Here is a 23,101-nt window from a genome sequence, read left to right as displayed (position 1 = left end):
CCGACCCGACCCGCGTACGCCATGCCATGCCACGCCACGAGGAGAAGCGCCATGCCGGACGTTCCGCCCGCCCGCCCCGGGCCATCCCCGAGCGGGCCAGCCGCGAGCGGCGACTCCGACGACGAGGCGCTCGCCGCACTGGGCTACAAGCCCGGACTGAAGCGCACGCTCGGCAACTTCCACACCTTCGCGGCCGGGATCAGCTACATCTCCATCCTGACCGGCACCTTCCAGCTGTTCTACTTCGGCGTCAGTTTCGGTGGCCCCGCCTACTGGTGGTCCTGGCCGATGGTCTTCGTCGGACAGCTGATGGTGGCGCTGTGCTTCTGCGAGCTCGCCGCCCGCTTCCCGGTGGCCGGGTCCGTCTACAACTGGTCCAAGCAGACCGGCGGTCCGCACGTCGGCTGGCTGGCGGGCTGGATGATGACGGTCGCGACCATGGTGTCGCTGGCCGCGGTGGCCCTCGCCTACCAGTTGACGCTGCCTCAGATCTCCAGCGTGTTCCAGGTCATCGGCGACGGCACCGGCAAGTACGACGCCGCGGCCAACGCCGTGCTGCTCGGCACCATCCTGATCGTCTTCACCACCGTGGTGAACGCCTTCGGGGTCAAGCTGATGGCCACCATCAACTCGGCCGGCGTGGCCGTCGAGCTGGTGGCCGCGGTCGTGCTGGTGGTGCTGCTGGCCGCCCACATCACCCGCGGTCCCGGCGTGATCGTGCAGACCAACGGCTTCGGCCAGGGGCAGACGCTCGGCTACTTCGGCGCCTTCCTGACCGCGTCCCTCGCCTCGGCGTACGTGATGTACGGCTTCGACACCGCCTCCTCGCTCGGTGAGGAGTCCATCGACCCGGCCCGCAACGCGCCGCGCGCCATCCTGCGGGCCCTGGTGGCGTCCTTCATCCTCGGCGGGCTGATCCTGCTCTTCGCGCTGCTGGCCACGCCCGACCTGCACGCCAAGGAACTCTCCACCGAGGGGCTGCAGTACGTGGTGAAGGCCGCCCTCGGCGAGACCACCGGCCAGGCGGTGCTGTGGTGCGTCGCCATCGCCATCACCGTGTGCGCGCTGTCCGTGCAGACCGCCGGGCTGCGGCTGGCCTTCGCGATGGCGCGCGACAACAACCTGCCGGGCGGCTCGAAACTGGCCCGGCTCAGCCCGCGGTTCCAGACGCCGGTGCTGGCCACCTGCCTGATCGGGCTGGTGGCGATCGCCATCCTGGTGGTCAACATCAACCAGCCGCAGATCTTCTCGGTGGTCACCAGCATCGCCATCGCCCTGATCTACATCGCCTACCTGCTGGTCACCCTGCCGCTGCTGAGGCAGCGGCTGCGCGGCGAGTGGACCCCGGCGCCCGGACGCTTCTCGCTGGGCCGCTTCGGCCTGCCGATCAACATCCTGGCGGTGCTCTGGGGCGCCCTGATGACCGTCAACCTGCTCTGGCCGCGGGCCTCGGTCTACAACGCCACCGACCCCCAGCACTGGTACCTGCGCTGGGGCGGGGTGCTGTTCGTCGGCGTCGTGGGGGTCGGCGGGTTCGCCTACTACTGGTTCGTGCAGCGCAAGCACACCGGCGTGGTCGCCGAGCACGCCGCCGGGGAGCTGCCGGAGCCCCCCGGGGCCCACGGCGCGCCCTGACATCGAGACCCCGCATCGCGCCCTGACATCGAAACCCTGACATCGAGACGGAGGAGGAGCTGTGGTGGAGGACAACACGGAGACGGTGGACGAGTTCGACGAGTTCGACTACGTGGTGGTCGGCGGCGGCACCGCCGGAAACGTCGTCGCGGCCAGGCTGAGTGAGGACCCGTCAGTCACCGTGTGCCTGCTGGAGGCCGGCCCGTCCGACGTCGGCGACGACAACGTGCTGCGGCTGGACCGCTGGATGGGCCTGCTGGAGTCCGGCTACGACTGGGACTACCCGGTCGAACCGCAGGAGCACGGCAACAGCTTCATGCGGCACGCCCGGGCCCGGGTCCTCGGCGGCTGCTCCTCGCACAACTCCTGCATCGCCTTCTGGGCCCCCGCCGAGGACCTGGACGCCTGGGCTGCCGCCGGCTGCACCGGCTGGAGCGCCGCCGAGGTCTTCCCGCTCTACCGGCGGCTGGAGACCAACGACGCCCCCGGCGACCACCACGGCCGCAGCGGCCCGGTGCAGATCCGCACCATCAGGCCCGACGACCCCTGCGGCAGCGCGCTGCTGGAGGCCTGCGCGCAGGCGTCCATCCCCACCGTCTCGTTCAACACCGGCACGACCGTGGTACGCGGCGCGGGCTGGTTCCAGATCAACTCCGACCCGGACAACATCCGCCAGTCCTCCTCGGTCGCCTACCTGCACCCGATCATGGGCCGGCGGCCGAACCTGGAGGTGCGCACCGGGCTGCGGGCCAAGCGGCTGGTCATCGACGGGAACCGGCGCTGCACCGGCGTCGAGTACCTCGACCCCGACCTGGTGCACACCCGCACCGTCCGCGCCCGCCGGGAGACCGTGGTCAGCTGCGGGTCGATCGACACCCCCAAGCTGCTGATGCTCTCCGGCATCGGCCCGGCCGGCCATCTGCGCGAGGTCGGCGTGGACGTGGTCCTGGACGCGCCCGGGGTGGGGGAGAACCTCCAGGACCACCCGGAGGGCGTGATCATGTGGAACGCGCTGCAGCCGATGGTGACCCGCTCCAACCAGTGGTGGGAGATCGGCATCTTCGCGGCCACCGAGCCCGGCCTGGACCGGCCCGACCTGATGTTCCACTACGGCTCCACGCCCTTCGACATGAACACCTACCGGTGGTCCTACCCCACCAGCGAGAACGCCTTCTGCCTCACGCCCAACGTCACCCGGTCCCGCTCCCGCGGCACGGTCCGGCTGCGCACCCGCGACTTCCGGGACAAGCCCAGGGTCGACCCGCGCTACTTCACCGATGAGCACGACGTCCGGGTGATGACCTACGGCCTGCGGCTCGCCCGGGAGATCGCGGCCCAGGCGGCGCTGTCCGGCTGGGCGGGCGCGGAGCTGGCGCCCGGCCCGGACGTCCGTACCGACGACGAACTGCTCGACTACATCACCAAGACCCACAACACCGTCTACCACCCCTCGGCGACGGTGAAGATGGGCGCGGACGACGACGCGACGGCCCCGCTCGACCCCCGGCTGCGGGTCAAGGGCATCCGCGGCCTGCGGGTCGCCGACGGCTCGGCGATGCCGGACCTGATCACCGTCAACCCGTGCATCACCACGATGATGATCGGCGAGAAGTGCGCCGACATGATCAAGGAGGACGCCGCCGCCGGGCGGTGAGCTCCCGTGACAACCGCGGTGCGGAACGGGCCTACGCGGGGGTGAGCCGTTGTTCCACGCCGGTGATGAGGAGGTCGAGGTTGAACTCGAACTGTTCGTCCGAGGCCGGTGCCCAGGTGTCGAAGAAGCGGCGGGCAGCGTCCAGTTGGCCGGGGGGTGCGGCCGCGTGGGCCCGGGTGACCTCGGCGATCTGCGGGTGGGTGCCGTTGCGGGCAGCCATGGTGACGTCGCGGGCCGCGGCGGCGGCCAGTTGACTGAGCATCACGAGGGCGTGGCCCGCGTCGGTCTCGCTCAGGCCGGCGTCGATCAGTTCGCGGAGGGCCTGCTCGGTCTGCTGGAGGGCTTCCGGGGCTCCGTGGGCCGGGAGTCGGTAGTAGGCGCTGAAGGCTCCGGCGGCGATCATCGCGTCGCGGATGTGACGGCCGAACACACGTAGCGTCTCGCGCCAGTCGCCGCCCGCGGGGAGTTCGGCGGCGGCGAACTCGCGTTGCAGGATGTCCGAGGCGACCAGCTCGACCAGCGCCTCCCGGTCGGGGACGTGGTAGTGCAGCGTGGAGCGGTCCACGCCCAGTGCGGTGGCCACCGCCTGCATGGTGACGCCCTCCGGCGGTAGCCCCCGGGCGGCGGCGACGATCTGCCCGCGGCTGATCCGCGCAGGCCTGCCCCGGCCCGGCCGACGTACCCCGGCCGCCCTGTTCACGTCGTCCATATCCCCTCCACAGCGTTCACACCCTTGACCGATCCTAGCTGCCCGACTTATTTTTCCACGGCCGAGGAAAAATATACTCGCTGCTCCGCCGACCTTCGACGACGAGGGAAGACCCATGCCAGACTCCGCCGCCCCGGCGCAGCTCCCCCCTGTGCAGGACGCCGCGCAACTCGCCGCCGCACCCGCCACACCCGCCGCACCCGCCGCACCCGCCGCACCCGCCACCGCCCAGCTCACCCCCGCTCCACCCGCCGCCCGGGAAGCGGAGCGCGTGAAGGTGCGCGGTCCGCTGCTCCGCCTGCTGCTCTGCCTGGTCCCCGCCAACCTCAGCCTGTACGTGCTGTGGGGCGCGATCCCCACCGTGCTGCTGCCGCTCCAGGTGAACGCCATCGACCCGGGGGACAAGGTCGGTGCGCTGGCGACGGTGTCCACCGTCGGCGCGGTCGCCGCGATGGTGGCCCAGCCGTTGGCCGGCGCGGTCAGCGACCGGACCCGCTCGCGATTCGGGCGGCGCGCGCCGTGGCTGGTGGCCGGGTCGCTGATCGGCGGGCTGTGCCTGGTCGGGATGGCCCTGGCCAACGGGATCGTGCAGCTGGCGATCGCCTGGACCTGCGTGCAGATCGCGTACAACTTCGTCCAGGCCCCGCTCAGCGCGATCCTGCCGGACCGGGTGCCGGTGAGCGCGCGCGGGATCTTCTCCGCCCTCGGCGGGCTGGCCTCGATGATCGGCGCGGTCGGCGGCCAGGTGCTGGGCGCCTCCTTCGCGCAGCACATCGGCGCGGGCTACTGCGCGCTGGCCGGCTTCTCGATCGTCATGCTGACCCTGCTGGCGGTCTTCAACGGGGACGCCTCCAACCTCGGCACGGAGCGCGAACCCTTCAATCCGCGTGCGTTCCTGCGCACCTTCTGGATCAGCCCGACCCGGCACCCCGACTACTTCTGGGCCTTCCTGGGCCGACTGCTGCTCTACACCGGCTACTTCGCGGTCACCGGGTACAACCTCTACCTGCTGCAGGACTACATCGGCCTCGGCTCCGGGGCGACGGCACAGGTGGCCGCGCTGGGCCTGATCGGGCTGGCGGCCACCGTCCCGGCCATCGTCATCGGCGGCGTGGTCAGCGACCGGCTCGGGCGGCGCAAGATCCTGGTGTTCATCTCCTCCGCGCTGGTCGCGGCCGGACTGGTGATCCCCTGGGCGGTGCCCAGCCTGACCTCCATGTACCTGATGGCGATCGTGGTCGGCTTCGGCTTCGGCGCCTTCGGCTCGGTGGACCAGGTCCTGATGACGCAGGTGCTGCCCAGCGAGGAGAGCTTCGCCAAGGACCTGGGCGTGGTCAACATCGCCGCCAGCCTGCCGCAGGTCCTCGCCCCCACCGTGGGCGGAGTGATCGTCACGGTGTTCGGCTACGCCGGGCTCTTCCCGGTCGGCATCGGGCTCTCGCTGCTCGGCGCGTTCGCGGTGTTCCGCATCCGCTCCGTCCGCTGACCCGACATCACCTCCCGCTCCACGGCGCCTCCCCAGCTCCCTGGGCTCCCTGACTCCCCACCTCCCCGGCGAAAGCGACAGCATGACGACCCAGCACACCGAACCCCTGCAGCTGACCACCGAGGAGCAGGCCGCGCTCGGCAGCGGTGGCGGCTTCACCTCCACCAAGGCCGTGGGCGACGTCCCGGCCATCACCCTGGTCGACGGCTCCGCCGGGGTGCGCATGCAGGACATGAGCCAGGGCGCCGACCACCTCGGCCTGCGCCCTGCGCTTCCCGCCACCGCCTTCCCCTGCGCCACCGTCATGGCCCAGACCTGGAACCCGGAACTGGTGCACCGGGTGGCCCGGGCCCTGGGCACCGAGGCGCAGGCAGCCGGCGTGCAGGTGCTGCTCGGCCCCGGCGTCAACATGAAGCGCGATCCGCGCGCGGGCCGCAACTTCGAGTACTACTCCGAGGACCCGTACCTGACCGGCGTGCTGGCGAGCGCCTATGTGCAGGGCCTGCAGAGCCAGGGGGTCGGCGCCTCGCTCAAGCACTTCGCGGCCAACAACACCGAGCACGAGCGCTTCCGCAGCAGCTCCGACGTGGATGCCAGGCCGCTGCGGGAGATCTACCTGCGCGCCTTCCAGCGGGTGGTGCGCGACGCCCAGCCGTGGACGGTGATGTGCTCCTACAACCGCATCAACGGCGTGCCCGCCGCCGAGGACCGCTGGCTGCTCACCGATGTGCTGCGCGGCGAGTGGGGCTTCGAGGGCGCGGTGCTGAGCGACTGGGGGGCGGTGGACGACCGGGTGGCCTCGGTGCGCGCCGGGCTCGACCTGGAGATGCCGGCCGACCGCGGCAAGCACGACCGCGCACTGGTCCACGCCGTCCTGGCCGGGTACCTGTCGGCCCGTCAGGTCGAGCAGGCCGCCGAACGGGTGGCCCGCCTCGCCCGCCGTGCGAAGGCCGCGGCACGTCCCGACACCCGCTGGGACGCGGACGAGCACCACGCGTTGGCCCGGGATGCCGCGGCGCAGGGCCTGGTGCTGCTGAAGAACGACGATGCGGTGCTGCCCCTGGTCGCCGCCGAGGGCCCGCTCGCCGTCATCGGCGAGTTCGCGGTCAAGCCGCGCTGCCAGGGCGGCGGCAGCTCCTACGTCACCGCCACCCGGATCGACGTCCCGCTGGACGAGATCCGGGCACTGGCCGGGGAGGCCCTGGTGGAGTACGCACCGGGGTTCACCGCCGACGCGGCCGCCGACGCCGCCCCCGACGACCCGGCGCTGCTGCGCGAGGCGGTGGAGCTGGCCGCCCGTAGCCGCACCGCCGTCATCTTCCTCGGGCTGGCCGGCTCGCAGGAGGCAGAGGGCTTTGACCGCGCCTCCATCGAACTTCCCCAGGAGCAGCTGGAGTTGCTGCGGGCGGTGCACCGGGTGCAGCCGCGCACGGTGGTGGTGCTGGCGCACGGCGGGGTGCTCCGCCTGGCCCCGCTGATCGACCACGCGGCGGCGGTACTCGACTGCGGGCTGTCCGGCCAGGCGGCCGGCGGGGCCGTCGCGGACGTGCTCTTCGGGCGGGTCAACCCCTCCGGGCGGCTCGCCGAGACCGTGCCGGAGCGTATCGAGTCCACCCCGGCCTTCCTGAACTTCCCCGGCGAGAACCTCCACGTCCGGTACGGCGAGGGCCTGTTCATCGGCTACCGCTGGTACGACGTACGGAAGCTGGAGGTCACCTTCCCCTTCGGCCACGGACTCTCCTACACCACCTTCCGCTACTCGGACCTGGTGCTGGAGGGGAGCGCCGAGGGCGTCACGGTGCGCCTGCGGGTCGCGAACACCGGTTCCCGCGCCGGGCGGGAGATCGTCCAGGTGTACACCGGCGTGGCCGGCTCGACCGTGGTGCGTCCCGAGCAGGAGCTGAAGGGCTTCGCTCCGGTCTGGCTGGAGCGGGGCGAGGAACGCGAGGTCACCGTCCAGGTGCGCCGCGAGGACCTGGCCTACTGGCACACCGCGCTGGACCGCTGGGTGGTGGAGGGCGGCGAGTACACCGTCGGCGTCGGCGCCTCCAGCCGGGACATCCGGCTGACCGGGCAGCTCGCCCTCACCGGGGACCACGCCCCGGTACCGCTCACCCCGGGCTCCTCCATCACCGAGGTCCTCGCCAACCCGGTCGCCGCCGCGGAGCTGGGCGAGCTGTTCGGAGCCGCCTTCGGCGGGCTCGGCGACTCCCAGGCGGCCGGAATGGGCCTGGACATCCTCAAGATGATCGGTTCGACCCCCGTCCAGCGCTTCCTGACCTCCCTCGGCGGCGGCATGGGCCTCGCCCAGGTACAGGACATCCTCGACCGCGCCAACGCCGCCGTCGGCGCGGTGCCGAACGGCCGGTAGGTGGCGGCGGGTGCTACGGGAGGTGCAGTAGTCGAGCTGCCTGCACCTGGACGACGACGGGAGGGGGGTCGGTCGGAGAGTCTGGAACAAGTCGGTGACCAGCACCAAGGCATCGAGTTCCGAGACCGACCCCCTCTCCGAAAGGACGGACCCCCGTCATGACGACCACGCTGCCCGCCCGTCTGAAGACCCTGACCCGTGACGTCCTGATGTGGGGCGTCTTCGTCTTCGCCATAGCCGCGACGGTCTCCGCGGGTCGGTTCTTCGACGGTGCCGAGAAATCCGCGGTCACCTGGGGCGGCATCGCCCTCTCGCTGCTGATGGGCACCCTGCTGGCGCAGAAGCCGCGGATCAAGGCGTTCCTGTCGACCAGGCCGGTGCTGTGGTTCCTGTTCCTCTTCAACGGTGCCGTGGCCGCGGTCGCTGCCGTCGGCGTCGGGGGTACCCAGGGCGCGATGACCGCCGGCGGAATGGGCCTGGTCGCCCTCGGCGCCGCCTTCGGTCTGCTGTCCGGCCGCCGCAACCGCAAGCCCGCTCGCGCCTGACAGCTGCGAAAACAGTGGTGCGGACCGGGCCTGAGCCCGATCCGCACCACTGGGGATACTGCTGGGAAACACTTCTGTGTCCGAGGGGGGACTTGAACCCCCACGCCCCGAAGGGCACTAGCACCTCAAGCTAGCGCGTCTGCCATTCCGCCACCCGGACCGGGTGCTCATCGCGGCGTCTCCGTCGCGCTGACGTGGATAACCATAGCAAAGATCAGCCGGGGTTCCGAACGCGTTCCCGGTCGCTCGACCTGCGCAGATGCGGGCAGGGACGCGGGCGGGGGTTGGGATCGGGGGGCGGAGGGGAGAGGATGGCGGGATCATGCCGGTGGACCCCCGGGGTGGAGCGGAGGGGGCGCCGGTGCCGTACGGAGAGAGGCTGGACAGCGTGAGCGAGACCAATCCGACGCGGGTGACCGGGGAGAGCGAGGTCGCCGACCTCTGCCGCGAGCTGATCCGGATCGACACCAGCAACTACGGCGACGGATCCGGGCCGGGGGAGCGGGCGGCGGCCGAGTACGTGGCCGAGAAGCTCGCCGAGGTGGGCCTGGAGCCGGAGATCTTCGAGTCCGCCAAGGGCCGGGCCAGCACGGTGGCCCGGATCGCGGGCGAGGACCCCTCACGTCCGGCGCTGCTGATCCACGGGCACACCGACGTGGTGCCGGCCAACGCGGACGACTGGACCCACCACCCCTTCGCCGGGGAGATCGCGGACGGCTGCGTCTGGGGCCGCGGCGCGGTGGACATGAAGGACATGGACGCGATGACCCTCGCGGTCGTCCGCGACCGGCTCCGCAGCGGACGCAAGCCCCCGCGCGACATCGTGCTGGCCTTCCTGGCCGACGAGGAGGCCGGCGGCGTCTTCGGCGCACACCACCTGGTGGACAAGCACCCCGGTCTCTTCGAGGGCGTCACCGAGGCGATCGGCGAGGTCGGCGGCTTCTCCTTCACCGTGAACGAGAACCTCCGCCTCTACCTGGTGGAGACCGCGGAGAAGGGCATGCACTGGATGCGCCTGACCGTGGACGGCACCGCGGGCCACGGCTCGATGACCAACAAGGACAACGCGATCACCGAGCTGTGCGAGGCGGTCGCCCGGCTCGGACGGCACCAGTTCCCGGTGCGGGTCACCAAGAGCGTGCGGCACTTCCTGGACGAGCTCTCCGACGCGCTCGGGGTGGAGCTCGACCCCGAGGACATGGACTCCACGCTGGAGCGCCTCGGCGGCATCGCCAAGCTGATCGGCGCGACCCTGCGCAACACCGCCCAGCCCACCATGCTCGGCGCCGGCTACAAGGTGAACGTCATCCCCGGCCAGGCCACGGCCCACGTCGACGGCCGCTACCTGCCCGGCTTCAAGGACGAGTTCCACGAGGAGCTGGACCGCGTCCTCGGGCCGCGGATCCGCCGCGAGACGGTGCACGAGGACAAGGCGGTGGAGACCGACTTCGACGGCCCGCTGGTGGCGGCGATGCAGCGCGCGCTCAGCGCGGAGGACCCGATCGCCCGCGCGGTCCCCTACACCCTCTCCGGCGGCACGGACGCCAAGTCCTTCAGCGAGCTGGGGATCCGCTGCTTCGGCTTCGCCCCGCTGCGGCTGCCCCCGGAGCTGGACTTCGCCGGGATGTTCCACGGGGTCGACGAGCGGGTGCCGGTGGACGGGCTGACGTTCGGCGTCCGGGTGCTGGACCGATTCATCGACGCCTGCTGAATTCCGTCGAAGCCCGCCGTATCCGGTGATTCCGGGTGCGGCGGGCTTCGTCTTTTCCGTACGCGCGCACCCGGGCCTGCCGGTATTTCGATCGGGCGTTTGAGTGGATCACCGTTGCGGGTGAATGGCCGAGCCGACTAGTACCCCGTTTGCCGCAGCCTCGTTCACTCATATGCAGCCCGCCGAACGGGCTGCGACGTCGACTAGGAGGACATTATGCAGGTCAAGAAGATCGCTGCGGTTGTTGCTGCCACGGGTGGCCTGGTTCTCGCCGGCGCGGGGGTCGCGTCCGCCCACGGAGGGGCCTCCGCCGAGGGCGCTGCCTGGGGTTCCCCGGGCGTTCTCTCCGGCAACGTCATCCAGGTTCCGGTCCACATCCCGGTGAACGTCTGCGGGAACACGATCAGCGTCATCGGGCTGCTGAACCCGGCCTTCGGCAACAGCTGCGAGAACAACTGATATCCACCGGTTGATTCCGGACTTTTCTCACACATGCGGTCCCGGGAGGCGCGCCATGCCCCCCGGGGCCGCATCGTCGGCACGGCGTCAATCGGGTGGTGAAGTCTCACCCGGACTGGTGAAAGGCGTAAACCGCCATGAACCGGGGCCCCGGCCTCTCGTTACGTGAAACATCACGTCAATGCAGGCCAACGTCCCGTACGGAATCACAGACAAACTGAGGGCAGGGCAATTCATGCGACAAGCTGCCAGACGCGGACTTCTCACGGTCATGGCGACCGGGAGCGTCCTCGCATCAACTGCAGGCTATGCCTACGCGGACGCCGGAGCCGCGGGCTCCGCCTCCGACTCGCCCGGGGTCGGATCGGGCAACGCGGTCCAGGTGCCCGTCGACGTCCCGGTGAACGTGTGCGGCGACACGATCAACGTGGTCGGGCTGCTCAACCCGGCCATGGGCAACCACTGCGGCAACGGCGCCGGGCACGCCGAGGGCCCGGGCGGCTCGAAGGGCTCCGGCGGCGGGGCCGTCAGTCAGGGCGGCGCCCACCACTCCCCGGGCGTCGGCTCGGGCAACGCCGTCGCGGCACCCGTGTCGGTGCCGCTGAACCTCTGCGGCGACTCCGTCGACGTGGTCGGCGCGGGCAACAGCGCCCACGGCAACAGCTGCGCCAACCACGGCGGCGGCAGCGGCGTCCACACGCCCACCCCGCCGACCGGGTCGCACCCCGGCGGCGGCAAGGGGACTCCGCCGGAGCACTGCTCCTGCACCCCGCCGCCGGTCCGGACCCACCCGCAGCCGCCGCCCCCGGTCACGCCGCCGGCGACCCCGCCGGTCACCCCGCCCGTGCACCACGGCTCCCCGCCGCCCCCGCAGACGGTGGCCAAGGTCAGCCGGACCGCCCCGGCCGCCGCCATGCCCACCCAGGCGGTGCTCGCCTCCACCGGCGCCGGCGACACCATGCTGATGCTGCCGACCGGGGCCGCGCTGGCCCTGGGCGGGCTGCTGCTCTACCGCCGCTCCCGCGCCGGGCAGCGCTGACGGCTCCAGGCGCGAGGGGCTCCAGCAGTGAGGAAGGGGTGGTGGGGCCCCGCGGGGGGCCCACCACCCCTTGTCCGTTATGTCGGCTATTGCCTCAGTCCGAGAGCAACGACCAGGTGCGGACCTGACGGATGATCTTCCGCCGGAGCACCACCTTGCGGCGGCCGTCCGGGAAGAGTCGCAGTCGGTCCAACTCCCAGTGTCCGTACTCCGCCTGCTCCGTCAGCAGGCGCCGGGCCTCGTTCCGGGAGACGTCGCGGGGCAGGAGCATGGAGCGGAACTCGTACTCGGGCTGTTGGACGATCTTTGGTGCTGCCAAGTCTTTCCTCCTGCAGAGCGCTCTGGGTCAAGCCTACGACGGGCCGCTGACACGGCTGATCGGATCTGACAGGGGTTCAGCCCGGTGCCGAACCTGGTCCGGTCAGGGTCCCACGAAGGCTGCCGCCTGGACAGGGGCCCGAACCGGGCTTCGCACGGACGGGTGAGCGCCCCGGAAGGCGTGCGGGGAGCGCTCCCCGGGAAATCCAGGTGCCCGAATCGGGCGCGACCGGATAACTTCTGTGCACTACGGGCCCAACAGCGGATAGCGTCAGCACCATGCCTGATGTCGCGCAGCCCACCATCGCCGAGGTACGAAGCGCCGCCGAGGCGGTCAAGGCCGCCATCGACCGCCATCTGGCCGCCGTCGAAGCCCGCACCGGGGAGAACGACCCCGGTGTCGCCACCGCCTACGCGGCCCTCGCGGAGGCCGCGGACGCCTATGACGAAGTCCTCTACGACGCCTACGACGAGGTCACCCCGTTCGAGGTCCCGCACGACAGCGAACTGTCGCAGTACGCGGACCCGGACGACCCGGAGGCGATCAGCGTGCTGATCCGCAGGGACTACCTGATCACCGACCCGCTGCGGCTGCGCGCCGCGGCGCTGCGGATCGACGGCACCACGGCCGCGGACCCGGGGCCGGTGTCCGCCAGTGTGAGCGGGGCGCTCGGGGCGCTGTTCGGCGAGTACGAGCCGGACGAGATCGCCTCCCGGGCCGAGGAGTTCGGTCTGGAGGAGGGGGACTCCACGCTGTGGGTCACCGCCGCGGACCCGGCCGAGCCGGGGGACTGGCTCTCCGAGCCGTTCGACGACGCCGATCCGGATCTGTTGATCTGCCGGTTCGATGTCAGTGAGGTCTACGACGACGAACTGGAGCCGTTGGATCCCGAGCGGTAGGGAGGGGTCGGGTTATCGGGTGCGGGTCGTGGGTGGCTGGGCGCGCAGTTCCCCGCGCCCCCAGGAGGCTGCAACCGACCCACAGCGGGAAAGTGGCACCTACCCAGGGGCGCGGGGAACTGCGCGCCCAGCCGGGCACACGCCGCAGGTCACTCCGCCAGCCCGGCCACCTGTTCGGTGAGGACCCCCCGGAGGCGGGTGGTCCGGGGCTGGGCCGGGACCGTGGCGACGGCCTGGGGCAGGGCCGGGCCGACCGCGTGCACCACGGAGAGGTGCTGCTCGGCCCGGCTGAACGCCGTGTACACCCACTGCCGGGTCAGCTCGGGCGCCGCCTCGGGGGCGAGCAGCACCACCACGCCGGGCCAGCGCCGCCCGGTGGCCTGATGGGCGGTCAGCGCCCAGCCGTGGCGGACGGTTCCGGCGACCTGTTCGCGCGGCACCCGCACCTCCTCGCCCTCGCAGTCCAGCACCAGCCCGGCGGCCCCGCCGGCCCGCAGCGTGCCGGGACGGGCCACGCCGGGGGCGGGGGAGTGCACCACGGCGTCGCCGGGGTCGAAGCCGCCGAAGGTGCCGGGACCGGGGTTGAACCGCTGCTTCAGCGCCGTGTTGAGGGCCCGGGTGCCGGCCGGGCCGCCGTGGCCCGGTGTCACCACCCTGACCTGCTCGGCCGGGATCCCCAGGGCCCGCGGAATGGAGTCGTGGACCAGCTGCAGGGCCCGGTGCACCGCCTCGGCGCCGTCCTTGGCCGTGACGATCACCACCTCCTTGCCGGGCGCCTCGACCGGGAGCAGCTCGCCGATGCCGATCCCGGACGCCAGCTCGCCGATCGGGCCGAAGTCGGGAGTGCGCGAGGCGACGGCGGGGCAGGCCTTGGCGGCCAGGACGTCGGCGAACACCCGTCCCGGGCCCGCGGACCACAGCACCGCCGGGTCGCCGCTGAGCACCAGTCGGGCACCGTCGGCGACCGACTCGACCAGGGTGGCCGCGAGCTCCACGTCCAGCGCCGGGGCGTCGCAGACGACCAGCAGGTCCAGCGCGAGCGTCCCGTCCGGGGCGCGGCCCGGGCCCTCGGTACCGGCCAGCAGCCCGGCGAGGGTGACCGCGGCCTCGTCGTCCAGGCGGCGCTGGCCGTCGGCGGTCGCGGCGGCGACCCAGGCCCGCAGCCCCAGGCCGCGGGCCGCGCGCACCAGGGCGACCGGTTCGGCGCGGGCGGCCTCGCCCCCGGTGTGCAGCACCAGTCCGGCCTCGGCGACCGCCCGGATCAGCGCGCCGGCCGAGGCCGACGGGGCCGCCCCGGCCGCGCCGGACCAGTCCAGCGCGGGGACGTCGGCACCGTCGTCCGGCTCCTCGGCGGCCTCGCCACCGTCGCCCCCGCCCTCGCTCGCGTCCTCCGCCGGGGCGGTCCCGACGACCGGGTCGCCCTCGAAGGTGGACACCAGCCGCACCAGGCCGTCGGCCAGGCTCTCCTCGGCCAGGGCCAGCCGGTCCAGGGCGAGCAGGACCCGTACCGGGGGCTCGTCCTCGTCGTCCTCGGCGCGCGGCGCAGCCCCGGGCTGCTGGATCTCCTCCTGGAAGGCCATCACCCGGCCCTCGCCGAGCATCGCCGCCAGCGATCCCTCCGGGTCGGGGACGCCCTGCTTGCGCAGCCCGTCGCCGACGGCGGACAGCTCGACCGCGGTGTGGCCGCGCAGCGCGGCCCGCTCCAGCAGCCAGACCGCCAGCGCCTCGGCGCGACGCGGGTCGTCCGGGCCGCAGGCGTCGCCGAGCAGCCCGCGGGCGAAGCCGTCGGCGTGCTCGGGGCGGACGCCGGGGACCGCCAGCAGCGACCAGGGGTCCTCGCGCAGCGCGGCCGGGGCGCCCTCGCCCAGGGTGGCGACCACCGCGGTGACCAGCTCGGCGGGCGCGCCGCCGGCGGCCAGCACCTCGGCGGTGGCCTTCAGCGCCTCGGCCCGGGCGGCGTCGGGCGAGGCGGTGCCCGCCGCTCCCGCCGCGGACGCCGGGGCGGCGGAGCCGGACGCCTCGGCCGCGCCCGAGCCGCCCATGGCCCGGATCGCCTCGGCGAGCTGCTCCGTCGAGGGCAGCGCGGCCGGAGGCGTCGCGGGGCCGTCCTCCGTCAGCGTCCGGTTCGGCTCGTCGGTCACAGCGCGCTCCAGTCGTGGTCGGGGTAGAAGTGGATCGGCGCCGAGATGTCGTCCAGGGCTCGGCAGATCTCCTCCGGGAGCGTAAGGGACTCCACTGACAACGCCGCGTTGAGCTGCGACGCGGTCCGTGCGCCCACGATCGGGGCGACCACGCCGGGGCGGTCCCGCACCCAGGCCAGCGCGACCTGCAGCGGGGTCGCCGCCAGCCCGTCGGCCGCGGTGGCGACCGCGTCCACGATCCGCCGCCCGCGCTCGTCCAGGTAGGGCTGGACGAAGGCCGAGTAGTACGGCGAGGCCCCGCGGGAGTCGGCCGGCGTCCCGTGCCGGTACTTGCCGGTGAGCACGCCGCGGCCGAGCGGGGAGGCGGCCAGCAGGCCCATTCCGCTGTCCAGGGCCGCGGGCAGCACCTCGCGCTCTATTCCGCGCTGCAGCAGCGAGTACTCCATCTGGGTACCGGCCAGGGGCGTGCGGCCAGGCACCGCGCGCTGCCAGGTCGCGGCCTTGGCCAGCTGCCAGCCGCAGAAGTTGGACACCCCCACGTAGCGCGCCCGCCCCGAGGAGACCGCCAGGTCGAGGGCGTGCAGGGTCTCGTCGGTGGGCGTGTCCGGGTCGAACGCGTGCACCTGCCACAGGTCCACGTAGTCGGTGCCGAGCCGGGCCAGCGAGGCGTCCAGGGCGGCCAGCAGATGGCCACGCGAGCCGTCGAAGCGCCGGTCCTGGTCCGGGACGCTGCCCGCCTTGGTCGCCAGCACCAGGTCCGAGCGCGGGACGAACTGCTCGATCAGCCGCGACAGCAGGTACTCCGAGCCGCCGTCGGCGTAGACGTCGGCGGTGTCGACGAGGTTGCCGCCGGCCTCGACGAAGGCCTTCAGCTGCTCCGCGGCGTCGATCTCGTCCATGTCCTCGCCCCAGGTCATGGTGCCGAGGCCGAGCCGGGAGACGCGGAGCCCGGTCCGGCCCAGATGTCGCAGTTCCATGTGGGGTGAGCGTAGTGGGCCGATCGTGCGATGCGGTGCAGGCCCACAGCAAGGGAGGGTGAGCAGTTGGCCGTACTGGCCAGTAGCTTCCGGCCGCCGCCCCGGATACAGTCACGGTGACGCCCACACCCTTCGGAGGCAGCACCGTGCGACTCGGCATCAATCTCGGCTACTGGGGCCTCGGCAACGACGCCGACAACATCGCCGTCGCCCAGGAGGCGGACCGGCTCGGCTTCGCGGTCTGCTGGGCCGCCGAGGCCTACGGCTCCGACGCCGCGACCGTCCTGGCCTACGTCGCCGCCAAGACCGAGCGCATCGACGTCGGCTCGGCGATCTTCCAGATCCCGGCCCGCACCCCCACCATGACCGCGATGACCGCCGCCACCCTGGACACCCTCTCCGGCGGCCGGTTCCGGCTCGGCCTGGGCGTCTCCGGGCCGCAGGTCTCCGAGGGCTGGTACGGCGTCAAGTTCGACAAGCCGCTGGCCCGCACCCGCGAGTACGTCGAGATCATCCGCAAGGCGATGGCCCGCGAGCGGGTGGTCCACGACGGCGCCAACTGGACCCTGCCGCTGCCCGGCGGCCCCGGCAAGGCGCTGAAGCTCACCGTGCACCCGGTGCGCGAGCACATCCCGCTCTACATCGCCGCCATCGGCCCCAAGAACCTGGAGCTGACCGGTGAGATCGCGGACGGCTGGCTGGGCATCTTCTTCGCCCCGGAGCAGGCCGGGCTGTCGCTGGAGCACCTGACCGCCGGGCGTGCCAAGGTCGGCAAGACCCTGGACGGCTTCGACGTGGCCCCCAACGTCCCGATCGCGGTCAGCGCCAGCGACAAGCCCGAGGACCTGGTCCTGGCGGCCAACCTGTTCCGCCAGTACACCGCGCTCTACGTGGGCGGCATGGGCAGCAAGGAGCAGAACTTCTACAACCGGATCACCCGACGGATGGGCTACGAGCAGGCCGCCGACGAGATCCAGGAGAAGTACCTGGTCAAGGACTACGCTGGCGCGGCCGCCGCGGTGCCGCAGCAACTGATCGACTCCACCACCCTGATCGGCACCCGGGACCGGCTGGCCGACCGGCTGCAGGCCTACGCCGCCGCCGGGGTCACCACCCTCAACCTCTCCCCGGGCGGCTACACCCTGGGCGAGCGGGTCGAGGCGCTGCGCACCGCCGCCGAGGCCGTGGAGCAGGCCGGACTGGCCTGAATCGGCCCGATCGGCCCGACAGCGGGTGCCTCCCCGGCCGGCTCCGGGGAGGCACCCACCGTTGATGTGCCGTTGATGTGCCGTCAGGCGTCAGGTCAGGAACAGCGCGGCCCCGTCGCGCCGGCTCCTTCGGGCCCGCAGGGTCAGCACGGCGACGGCCGCCGCCAGCCAGCAGGCGCCGACCAGGGCCTCCTGCGCCGCGAGCAGCGCCACCTGCCCACCGCCGCGCCCGTCCAGGACCCGGCGGATCGCCAGCAGTCCGTGGGTGAGCGGCAGGGCCGCGCCGATCCGGCCCAGGACCGGGCCGACCGCGCTCGCCGGGACCTCGACCCCGCTCAGCGCCATCATCACCACCAGGGCCGCGTTGGACACCACGTTGCGCAGGTCCGTTGCGGTCAGCACCAGCGAGCCGAGGAACAGCCCCAGGGCGTAGGTGGTCAGGCCGACGAGCACGAGCAGGCAGGTCACCAGCGCCACCGCGGAGAGGTTGATCGGCAGCTGCACCACCGGGCCGAGCAGCAGGAACGCGCCGAGGCCGCAGGCGACGCCGTCCGGCAGCCAGAACAGGCTGCGTCCGGTCAGCACCAGGGAGGGGCTGCTGGGCGAGGCGACCAGCAGCGGCAGTGTGCCGTTCTCCAGCTCCCAGGTCGTCGAAGCGGTGGCGAACAGGCCGTGCAGCGCGACCATCAGCACCGCGTTGCCCACCAGCAGGTAGCGGGCCTGGCCGGGGCCGAGCAGGTTGCCGGCGGTGGCGAAGAAGAGCACCTGGGCCAGCATCCGCACGAACCAGCCGAAGAGCCAGGTCTTCCAGGTGAAGACCGCGCTGTGGTCGGCGGCCCCGGCCCGCGCCGCCCAGAGCAGCACGCGGACCCGTCGGGTGATTCCAGAGGTCATCGCAGTCCAACCGTTCCGGTCTCGCGCACCATCCGGACGACCCGTCCGAGCACCAGCCTGCCGCCGAGCGCGGCGAGCAGTCCCAGGCCGAGGATGACGCAGATCCGCCAGGCCGCCCCGGCGACCGGCGCGGGGGCCAGCGCGGCGCGGAGCAGGTCGGCGCTCCAGGACAGGTAGATCAGCCGGCCGAGCGGGTGGGTCCAGGCCGGCAGCCGGTCGAGCGGCACGAACACCCCGCCCAGCAGCAGGAACGGATAGCTCAGGGTGTTCTGGAAGGTACGGGCGGTGCGGGTGGCCACGAAGAGCGCCGCCATCAGGCCGGCCGCGCCGGCGGTGGCCGCCGCGGTGGCCAGCAGCCCGAGCACCAGGACCACCGGGTGGTCCACCTCGGGCGTGATCCCGAAGCCGAGGACCGAGACCGCGAACACCTCCACCACCGTCAGCAGGCTGATCGTGGTGGTCACCCAGACCCGGCTGACGACCAGTCGGGCGAAGTCGACCGGCGCCGCGATCACCAGCTCCAGCGTGCCCAGTTGGCGGTCCGAGTCGACCACCTCGCCGGAGATCAGCATGGCCATGCTCCACACCGCCATCAGCACCGGCGCGACCAGTCCGTAGGCGATCAGCTGGGGCTGCCCGCTGTGCCGGACCAGCAGCAGGAAGACGGCGGCCAGCAGCGGCGTGCGGACCAGGTCGATCAGGTAGTCGCGGTGGGTCAGCACCAGCTGCCCCTGGAAGCGTCCGGCCGCGGCGAGCAGGCTCACCTGGCCACCACGCTGCGTTCGTCGTTGCGGTGGACCAGCCGCAGGTAGACCTCCTCCAGGTTGGGCAGCTCGGTGCGCACCTCGGTGACACCGGCCGCGACCACGAAGGCGAGTACCCGCCCGACCGCCTCCTGGCTGCCGACCGAGACCACGGCGGCGCCGTCGTCCGCGGCGGCCACCTCGGTCACCTCCGGCAGCGCCCGGACCTGGTCGAGCAGGGCCGGGTCGGCGCGGACCCGGATGCGCTCCTGCCGGGAGAGCAGCCGTGCCAGCGTCTTCGGTGCCTCCGCGGCGACCACCCGGCCGTTGTTGATCATTGTGACCCGGTCGCAGAGCAGCTCGGCCTCGTCGAGGTCGTGGGTGGCCAGCAGGACGGTCCGGCCCTCGCCCGCCAGCCGGCCGATCAGTTCGCGCAACTGGCGTGCGGCGAGCGGGTCCAGGCCGTTGGTGGGTTCGTCCAGCAGGAGCACCCGCGGGTCGGCCACCATGCCCCGGGCCAGATGCAGCCGCTGGCGCATGCCGACCGAGTAGGTCTCCACCCGGTCGCCGGCCCGCTCGGCCAGCCCGAACTCGTCGAGCAGCTCCTCGGTACGGCTGCGGCCGGCGGCGGTCGACAGGCCGTAGAGGGCGGCCCAGTAGCGCAGGTTCTGCCGGGCGGTCAGGCGCGGGTAGACACCGCGTTCGCCGCCGAACACGATGCCGAGCAGCGGGCGGATCCGGCGGTACTCGGTCGCCAGGTCGTGGCCGAGGACCCGGCCGCTGCCGGCGGTCGGCAGCAGCACGGTCGAGAGGATCTTCATCAGCGTGCTCTTGCCGGCGCCGTTCGGGCCGAGCAGCCCGTGCACCTCGCCCTGTGCCACCTCGATCGAGACCCCGTCGAGCGCGGTGACGCCGGCGCCGCGCCGGGCGCGGTACTCCCGGCGCAGGTCGTGCGTCTCGACGGCGGGCTGGTTGCCACTCAAGGCCGGCATCAGGATCCCTTCTTCTCGAGCTCGTCCAGCCATTCCTGCCGGGCGGCTCCGGCGACCAGCAGGAACGAGCCGATCGGGGTGCGGGCCACCAGATGGCGGCCGACGTCGTCGAGCCGCGGTTCCGGCACCGGAGGTCCGTCCAGAGGCACGCCGAACAGCGGCACGCCCGCGGCCAGCAGGCGGCGTCCGCCGACCTGACGCTGCACCAGGTCGGAGGCCGCGTCGGCGAACCGGCCGGCCCGGTCCTCGACCCCGGACTGCGCCGCGAAGGCCAGTACGCGGACCGGGTTGGCCCAGCGGCGCAGCGCACGGGCCCCGCGCAGCAAGCGTTCCCGGGCGGCTGCCGACCGGGTGCCGGGGAAGGCGGCGGGGACCGGTCGGCCCAGCCGGCGGATCGCCCGCACCGCCTCGCGCCACTCCGGCCACAGACCGATCCGGTCGAGGTCCGCGTGCACCTGTGCCAGGTCCGCCGGATCCGGATCGGCGAGCAGCAGCGACAGGTCCAGCAGGTCGCGGGAGCGGAACGGGCGCTCCCAGCGCTCGGCGACCAGGGCGACCGCGCTGGCGGCCGGGGCCGAACGCACCGGACGGGCCAACTGCTGGGCGGGACGCCGGATGTCGGTCACGATCTCGGCGGTCACCAGGCCGACGGCATAGGGCTCGGCCTCGGAATCGGGCTCGCCGTCCGGGCCCGTGCCGGGCCTGCGGAACTCGGCGAAGAGGTGGTACGGGACGCCCGCCCCGGGCTCGGCGGGACCGACCGTGAACGCCTCCAACTCCCAATCAGAATCGGTGAGATGGCGGGCGGAGCGCCAGAAGTCGCGGTGGCTCTGGCAGACCACGTCAAGGTCGCCGGCCGAGCGGAGCACGCCGGGCGGATAGAGCGCGGCGACCGTCATACCCTTCAGCAGGAACAACTCGGGTGCCAGCAACCGGAGTTCGTCCCAGATCCGACGGTAGCGGCCGATCCGCTCGCGGCAGGCCGAGAGTTCGGCCTGTTCGGCGGTGCTGAGATCCTGGCCCTCCGCCGCCCAGAGGCTGAGCAGGGTCGCGGCCAGCTTGTGCCCGTCCCCGCGCGCGGTCCGCAGCAGGGCGTCGCGGGTGGTCGGCGAGGCCGGGTCCGCGAGGCCGAGGAGGTCGCGCAGCGACTCGACCGATACGTCCAACGCCCCTCTGCTGCCCATCAGCGCCGTCCGTCAAGAGATCGGTGCCGACGAAGGATTCGGGTGCGACCAGGACCCGCGAGGAGCAGGAACAGCGAGTCCTGATCACCCTGACGAGCGGTCAACTGACCGACTTGGTCCTGATACGGACCTTCTTCGCGGCGACCATGTGGACTCCCTTCTTGATCTGCTCGGTCGAGAAAGTTAGCCTACTTTAGCCCGCGTTCGGGGACATGACAACACATCACCATGTGGAGCCCTCATGGCTGTTGACGACCTGTTGCAGCTGCCGTTCACCCGGGACCCGGTCCGTCGCTCCGTCTACCCCGACGACATCTACTTCCGCGAGACCGCGGCCCTGCTGGAACAGTGGGACGACGAACAACTCGACCGGATGCTCTGCCGCAGCAGTTTTGTGATGTTCAAACCCGATGCCGTGGTCGGCCGCCGGATCGAACCGGCGCTGGCCTTCCTGGCCGACCACGGCTTCCAGGTACTCGGCTGCGCAGTGCTCGAACTGGACCCGCGGATCCATCGGGAGCTGTGGCGCTACCAGCTCAACGCGGCGCCGCTGGCGGTGGTGCGGACGGTGGACCTGATCCTGGAGTCGGGCCCCTGCCTGCTGGTCGCCCTGCGCCACGAGGGCACGGCGGCACCGGGGGAGACGGCGCCCGGTCTGCTGGCCGAGCTGAAGGGCTCGTCCGGCGACCGCGGGAAGCAGGGCGGGGGCGCGGCGACGCTGCGCACCGTGCTCGGCTGCGAGCTGCTGTGCCTCAACTTCGTGCACGCGCCGGACGATCCCGCTGACCTGGTCCGCGAACTGGGGGTGCTGCTGCCCCGGCCGGAACGCGAGGCGGTGCTGGCGATGCTGGCGGCCGAGGAGCCGCCGGCGCGGGCCGGGGTGGAGGCGCTGGACGCCGCGCGGCGGCTCTACGCCGCCCACCCCGCCCATCCGCTGGACCCCGGCGCGGCCCCGGTTCCCGAGGCGCTGCGTCGGCCGGGGCGGCTCTCCGGGCCCGAGCTGTCGGCGGCGCTGGACGCGCTGGGCGACCCGGGCGATCCCCGTCCGCGCTGGGACCGGATCGTGATCGCGGCGCAGCTGGTCGAGGGACTCCCGGCCGAACGGCGGCCGCTGATCGGCCCGCCGCCGGGAGCGCGCAAGGGCCACCGGGCCAGGAAGGCGGCCGGCAAGGCAGACGCGTCGGGTGTCGACACGGTGCGGTACGGTCCCGCGGACTGGGAGGGGCCGCCCCGGCGGTACGGGCCGGTGGAACGGGTCGCGGTGCTCTCCGACACCCACGGCAACGTCGCGGCACTGGCGGCGGTGCTGGCCGAGCCGGAGGTGCGCGCGGCCGACCTGGTCGTCCTGTGCGGGGATCTGACCTGGGGACCGGAGCCGCAGGCGACCTACGAGCTGATCGCCGGACTGGGCGAGCGGGCCCTGTGCGTGCGCGGCAACGGCGACCGCTACGCCAGGGAGATCGCCGCAGGAGTGCGGCAGCCCGCTCCGGACCGGCCGCGCGAGCGGTGGATCCCGGACCGGCACTCCGCCGAGGCGATGGCCTTCCTCGCGGCCGTGCCGTTCGGCCTGGTGGTGGAGATCGAGACGCTGGGCACGGCCTTCTTCTGCCACGGCTCGCCGCGCAGCGACCACGAACTGGTCACGCCGGGGACGTCGGCGGAACGGTTCGCCGAGCTGGCCGGGAGCGCCGACGCCTCGGTCGGCGCCGGGGTGGGGCTCATCGTCACCGGCCACACCCATCTGCAGTTCGACCGGACGGTGGCCGGTCGGCGCAGTGTCGGGCCCGGCAGCGTCGGCCTGCCGTACCACAGCGGCGAGCCGGGCACCGCCTACTGGACGCTGCTCGGTCCCGGCATCGCCCATCGGTCCACCCGCTACGACGTGACCGAGGCGGTGGAGCGCGCCCGCAGGTCCGGCGATCCGGGCGTCGACCGCTATGTGTCGACGCTGCTGGACCCGCCCACGCCCGAGGAGATCATTGCCGACGCCGAGGCGAGGCTGTTTGCGAACTGACCGCCGGGCAGGTCCGAAATATCCGTCAAAAGACCTTCTCTCAAGGATAGTTGGCGATGCATCAGGTTCATCTGGCGGCAACTGAACGGTATTGACAGGTACGCCGCCGTCATGTTGACCT

The 23,101-nt window shown here is 72.6% G+C and carries 19 protein-coding genes and 1 tRNA gene; 11 read left to right on the top strand and 9 right to left on the bottom strand.

Annotated features, from left to right (window positions below; genetic code table 11):
- Positions 1-51 precede the first annotated feature (51 nt).
- Positions 52-1,635, top strand: a complete 1,584-nt coding sequence (locus tag ABUW04_RS30720) for an APC family permease (protein ID WP_380567744.1) — start codon at positions 52-54, stop codon at positions 1,633-1,635.
- 64 nt (positions 1,636-1,699) lie between these two features.
- On the top strand, positions 1,700-3,289 hold the full coding sequence (locus ABUW04_RS30715; protein ID WP_380567742.1) for a GMC family oxidoreductase: 1,590 nt from the start codon (positions 1,700-1,702) through the stop codon (positions 3,287-3,289).
- Positions 3,290-3,320: 31 nt separating this feature from the next.
- Here ABUW04_RS30715 and ABUW04_RS30710 read toward each other — a convergent pair whose 3' ends face one another.
- Positions 3,321-3,998 (bottom strand): TetR/AcrR family transcriptional regulator C-terminal domain-containing protein, encoded by a 678-nt coding sequence (locus ABUW04_RS30710; RefSeq protein WP_380567740.1) that lies wholly within the window; start codon positions 3,996-3,998, stop codon positions 3,321-3,323.
- Between the two features lie 115 nt (positions 3,999-4,113).
- Between ABUW04_RS30710 and ABUW04_RS30705 the strand changes: the two genes are divergently transcribed.
- From ABUW04_RS30705 to ABUW04_RS30695, 3 genes are all read left to right on the top strand, one after another.
- Complete coding sequence (locus ABUW04_RS30705; protein WP_380567737.1) at positions 4,114-5,484, top strand: MFS transporter; 1,371 nt, start codon at positions 4,114-4,116, stop codon at positions 5,482-5,484.
- 82 nt (positions 5,485-5,566) lie between these two features.
- Positions 5,567-7,855: a glycoside hydrolase family 3 C-terminal domain-containing protein gene (locus tag ABUW04_RS30700; RefSeq protein ID WP_380567735.1), complete on the top strand. Its 2,289-nt coding sequence runs from the start codon at positions 5,567-5,569 to the stop codon at positions 7,853-7,855.
- 158 nt (positions 7,856-8,013) lie between these two features.
- Positions 8,014-8,400, top strand: a complete 387-nt coding sequence (locus ABUW04_RS30695) for a hypothetical protein (RefSeq protein ID WP_380567734.1) — start codon at positions 8,014-8,016, stop codon at positions 8,398-8,400.
- A gap of 77 nt (positions 8,401-8,477) precedes the next feature.
- Here ABUW04_RS30695 and ABUW04_RS30690 read toward each other — a convergent pair.
- A tRNA-Leu gene (locus ABUW04_RS30690) sits at positions 8,478-8,560 on the bottom strand.
- 228 nt (positions 8,561-8,788) lie between these two features.
- Here ABUW04_RS30690 and ABUW04_RS30685 point away from each other — a divergent pair.
- From ABUW04_RS30685 to ABUW04_RS30675, 3 genes are all read left to right on the top strand, one after another.
- Positions 8,789-10,111: a M20/M25/M40 family metallo-hydrolase gene (locus ABUW04_RS30685; RefSeq protein ID WP_030256117.1), complete on the top strand. Its 1,323-nt coding sequence runs from the start codon at positions 8,789-8,791 to the stop codon at positions 10,109-10,111.
- Positions 10,112-10,327: 216 nt separating this feature from the next.
- The gene (locus ABUW04_RS30680; protein ID WP_030256119.1) at positions 10,328-10,570 is read left to right on the top strand and encodes a chaplin; all 243 of its coding nucleotides are present in this window, start codon (positions 10,328-10,330) and stop codon (positions 10,568-10,570) included.
- A gap of 235 nt (positions 10,571-10,805) precedes the next feature.
- Positions 10,806-11,609, top strand: a complete 804-nt coding sequence (locus ABUW04_RS30675; protein WP_449341760.1) for a chaplin — start codon at positions 10,806-10,808, stop codon at positions 11,607-11,609.
- 94 nt (positions 11,610-11,703) lie between these two features.
- Here ABUW04_RS30675 and ABUW04_RS30670 read toward each other — a convergent pair whose 3' ends face one another.
- The gene (locus ABUW04_RS30670; protein WP_269084274.1) at positions 11,704-11,913 is read right to left on the bottom strand and encodes a DUF5703 family protein; all 210 of its coding nucleotides are present in this window, start codon (positions 11,911-11,913) and stop codon (positions 11,704-11,706) included.
- 293 nt (positions 11,914-12,206) lie between these two features.
- Here ABUW04_RS30670 and ABUW04_RS30665 point away from each other — a divergent pair, with 293 nt between their 5' ends.
- On the top strand, positions 12,207-12,827 hold the full coding sequence (locus ABUW04_RS30665) for a hypothetical protein (RefSeq protein ID WP_030256126.1): 621 nt from the start codon (positions 12,207-12,209) through the stop codon (positions 12,825-12,827).
- Between the two features lie 149 nt (positions 12,828-12,976).
- On the opposite strand, the gene ABUW04_RS30660 is transcribed toward ABUW04_RS30665, so the two are convergent.
- Positions 12,977-14,968 (bottom strand): ATP-binding domain-containing protein, encoded by a 1,992-nt coding sequence (locus tag ABUW04_RS30660; RefSeq protein WP_380567732.1) that lies wholly within the window; start codon positions 14,966-14,968, stop codon positions 12,977-12,979.
- Complete coding sequence (locus tag ABUW04_RS30655) at positions 14,965-15,945, bottom strand: aldo/keto reductase (RefSeq protein ID WP_380567730.1); 981 nt, start codon at positions 15,943-15,945, stop codon at positions 14,965-14,967. Before ABUW04_RS30655 ends, ABUW04_RS30660 begins: the two co-directional genes overlap by 4 nt.
- Positions 15,946-16,091: 146 nt before the next feature.
- Between ABUW04_RS30655 and ABUW04_RS30650 the strand changes: the two genes are divergently transcribed.
- Positions 16,092-17,153, top strand: coding sequence for an LLM class F420-dependent oxidoreductase (locus tag ABUW04_RS30650; protein ID WP_380567893.1), 1,062 nt, complete (start codon positions 16,092-16,094; stop codon positions 17,151-17,153).
- Between the two features lie 90 nt (positions 17,154-17,243).
- On the opposite strand, the gene ABUW04_RS30645 is transcribed toward ABUW04_RS30650, so the two are convergent.
- From ABUW04_RS30645 to ABUW04_RS30630, 4 genes are read right to left on the bottom strand one after another with little or no spacing between them, the layout of a single operon-like run.
- Positions 17,244-18,047 carry an ABC transporter permease gene (locus ABUW04_RS30645; RefSeq protein ID WP_380567728.1) on the bottom strand — a complete coding sequence of 268 codons (804 nt, stop codon included), beginning with the start codon at positions 18,045-18,047 and terminating at the stop codon, positions 17,244-17,246.
- A complete protein-coding gene (locus ABUW04_RS30640) occupies positions 18,044-18,811 on the bottom strand; it encodes an ABC transporter permease (protein WP_380567726.1) in 768 nt (255 codons plus the stop codon). Before ABUW04_RS30640 ends, ABUW04_RS30645 begins: the two co-directional genes overlap by 4 nt.
- The gene (locus tag ABUW04_RS30635) at positions 18,808-19,782 is read right to left on the bottom strand and encodes an ABC transporter ATP-binding protein (protein ID WP_380567724.1); all 975 of its coding nucleotides are present in this window, start codon (positions 19,780-19,782) and stop codon (positions 18,808-18,810) included. Before ABUW04_RS30635 ends, ABUW04_RS30640 begins: the two co-directional genes overlap by 4 nt.
- Positions 19,782-20,966: a hypothetical protein gene (locus tag ABUW04_RS30630; protein ID WP_380567722.1), complete on the bottom strand. Its 1,185-nt coding sequence runs from the start codon at positions 20,964-20,966 to the stop codon at positions 19,782-19,784. The genes ABUW04_RS30635 and ABUW04_RS30630 overlap by 1 nt, the downstream gene beginning before the upstream one ends.
- 241 nt (positions 20,967-21,207) lie before the next feature.
- Between ABUW04_RS30630 and ABUW04_RS30625 the strand changes: the two genes are divergently transcribed.
- Positions 21,208-22,980 carry a metallophosphoesterase family protein gene (locus tag ABUW04_RS30625; RefSeq protein WP_380567720.1) on the top strand — a complete coding sequence of 591 codons (1,773 nt, stop codon included), beginning with the start codon at positions 21,208-21,210 and terminating at the stop codon, positions 22,978-22,980.
- Positions 22,981-23,101 lie beyond the last annotated feature (121 nt).

This window comes from Streptacidiphilus jeojiensis (assembly GCF_042510965.1).
Classification (GTDB): Bacteria; Actinomycetota; Actinomycetes; order Streptomycetales; family Streptomycetaceae; genus Streptacidiphilus; species Streptacidiphilus jeojiensis.
The sequence above is the reverse complement of the archived record's forward strand: the minus strand, read 5'-3'. Positions and strand labels throughout refer to the sequence as shown.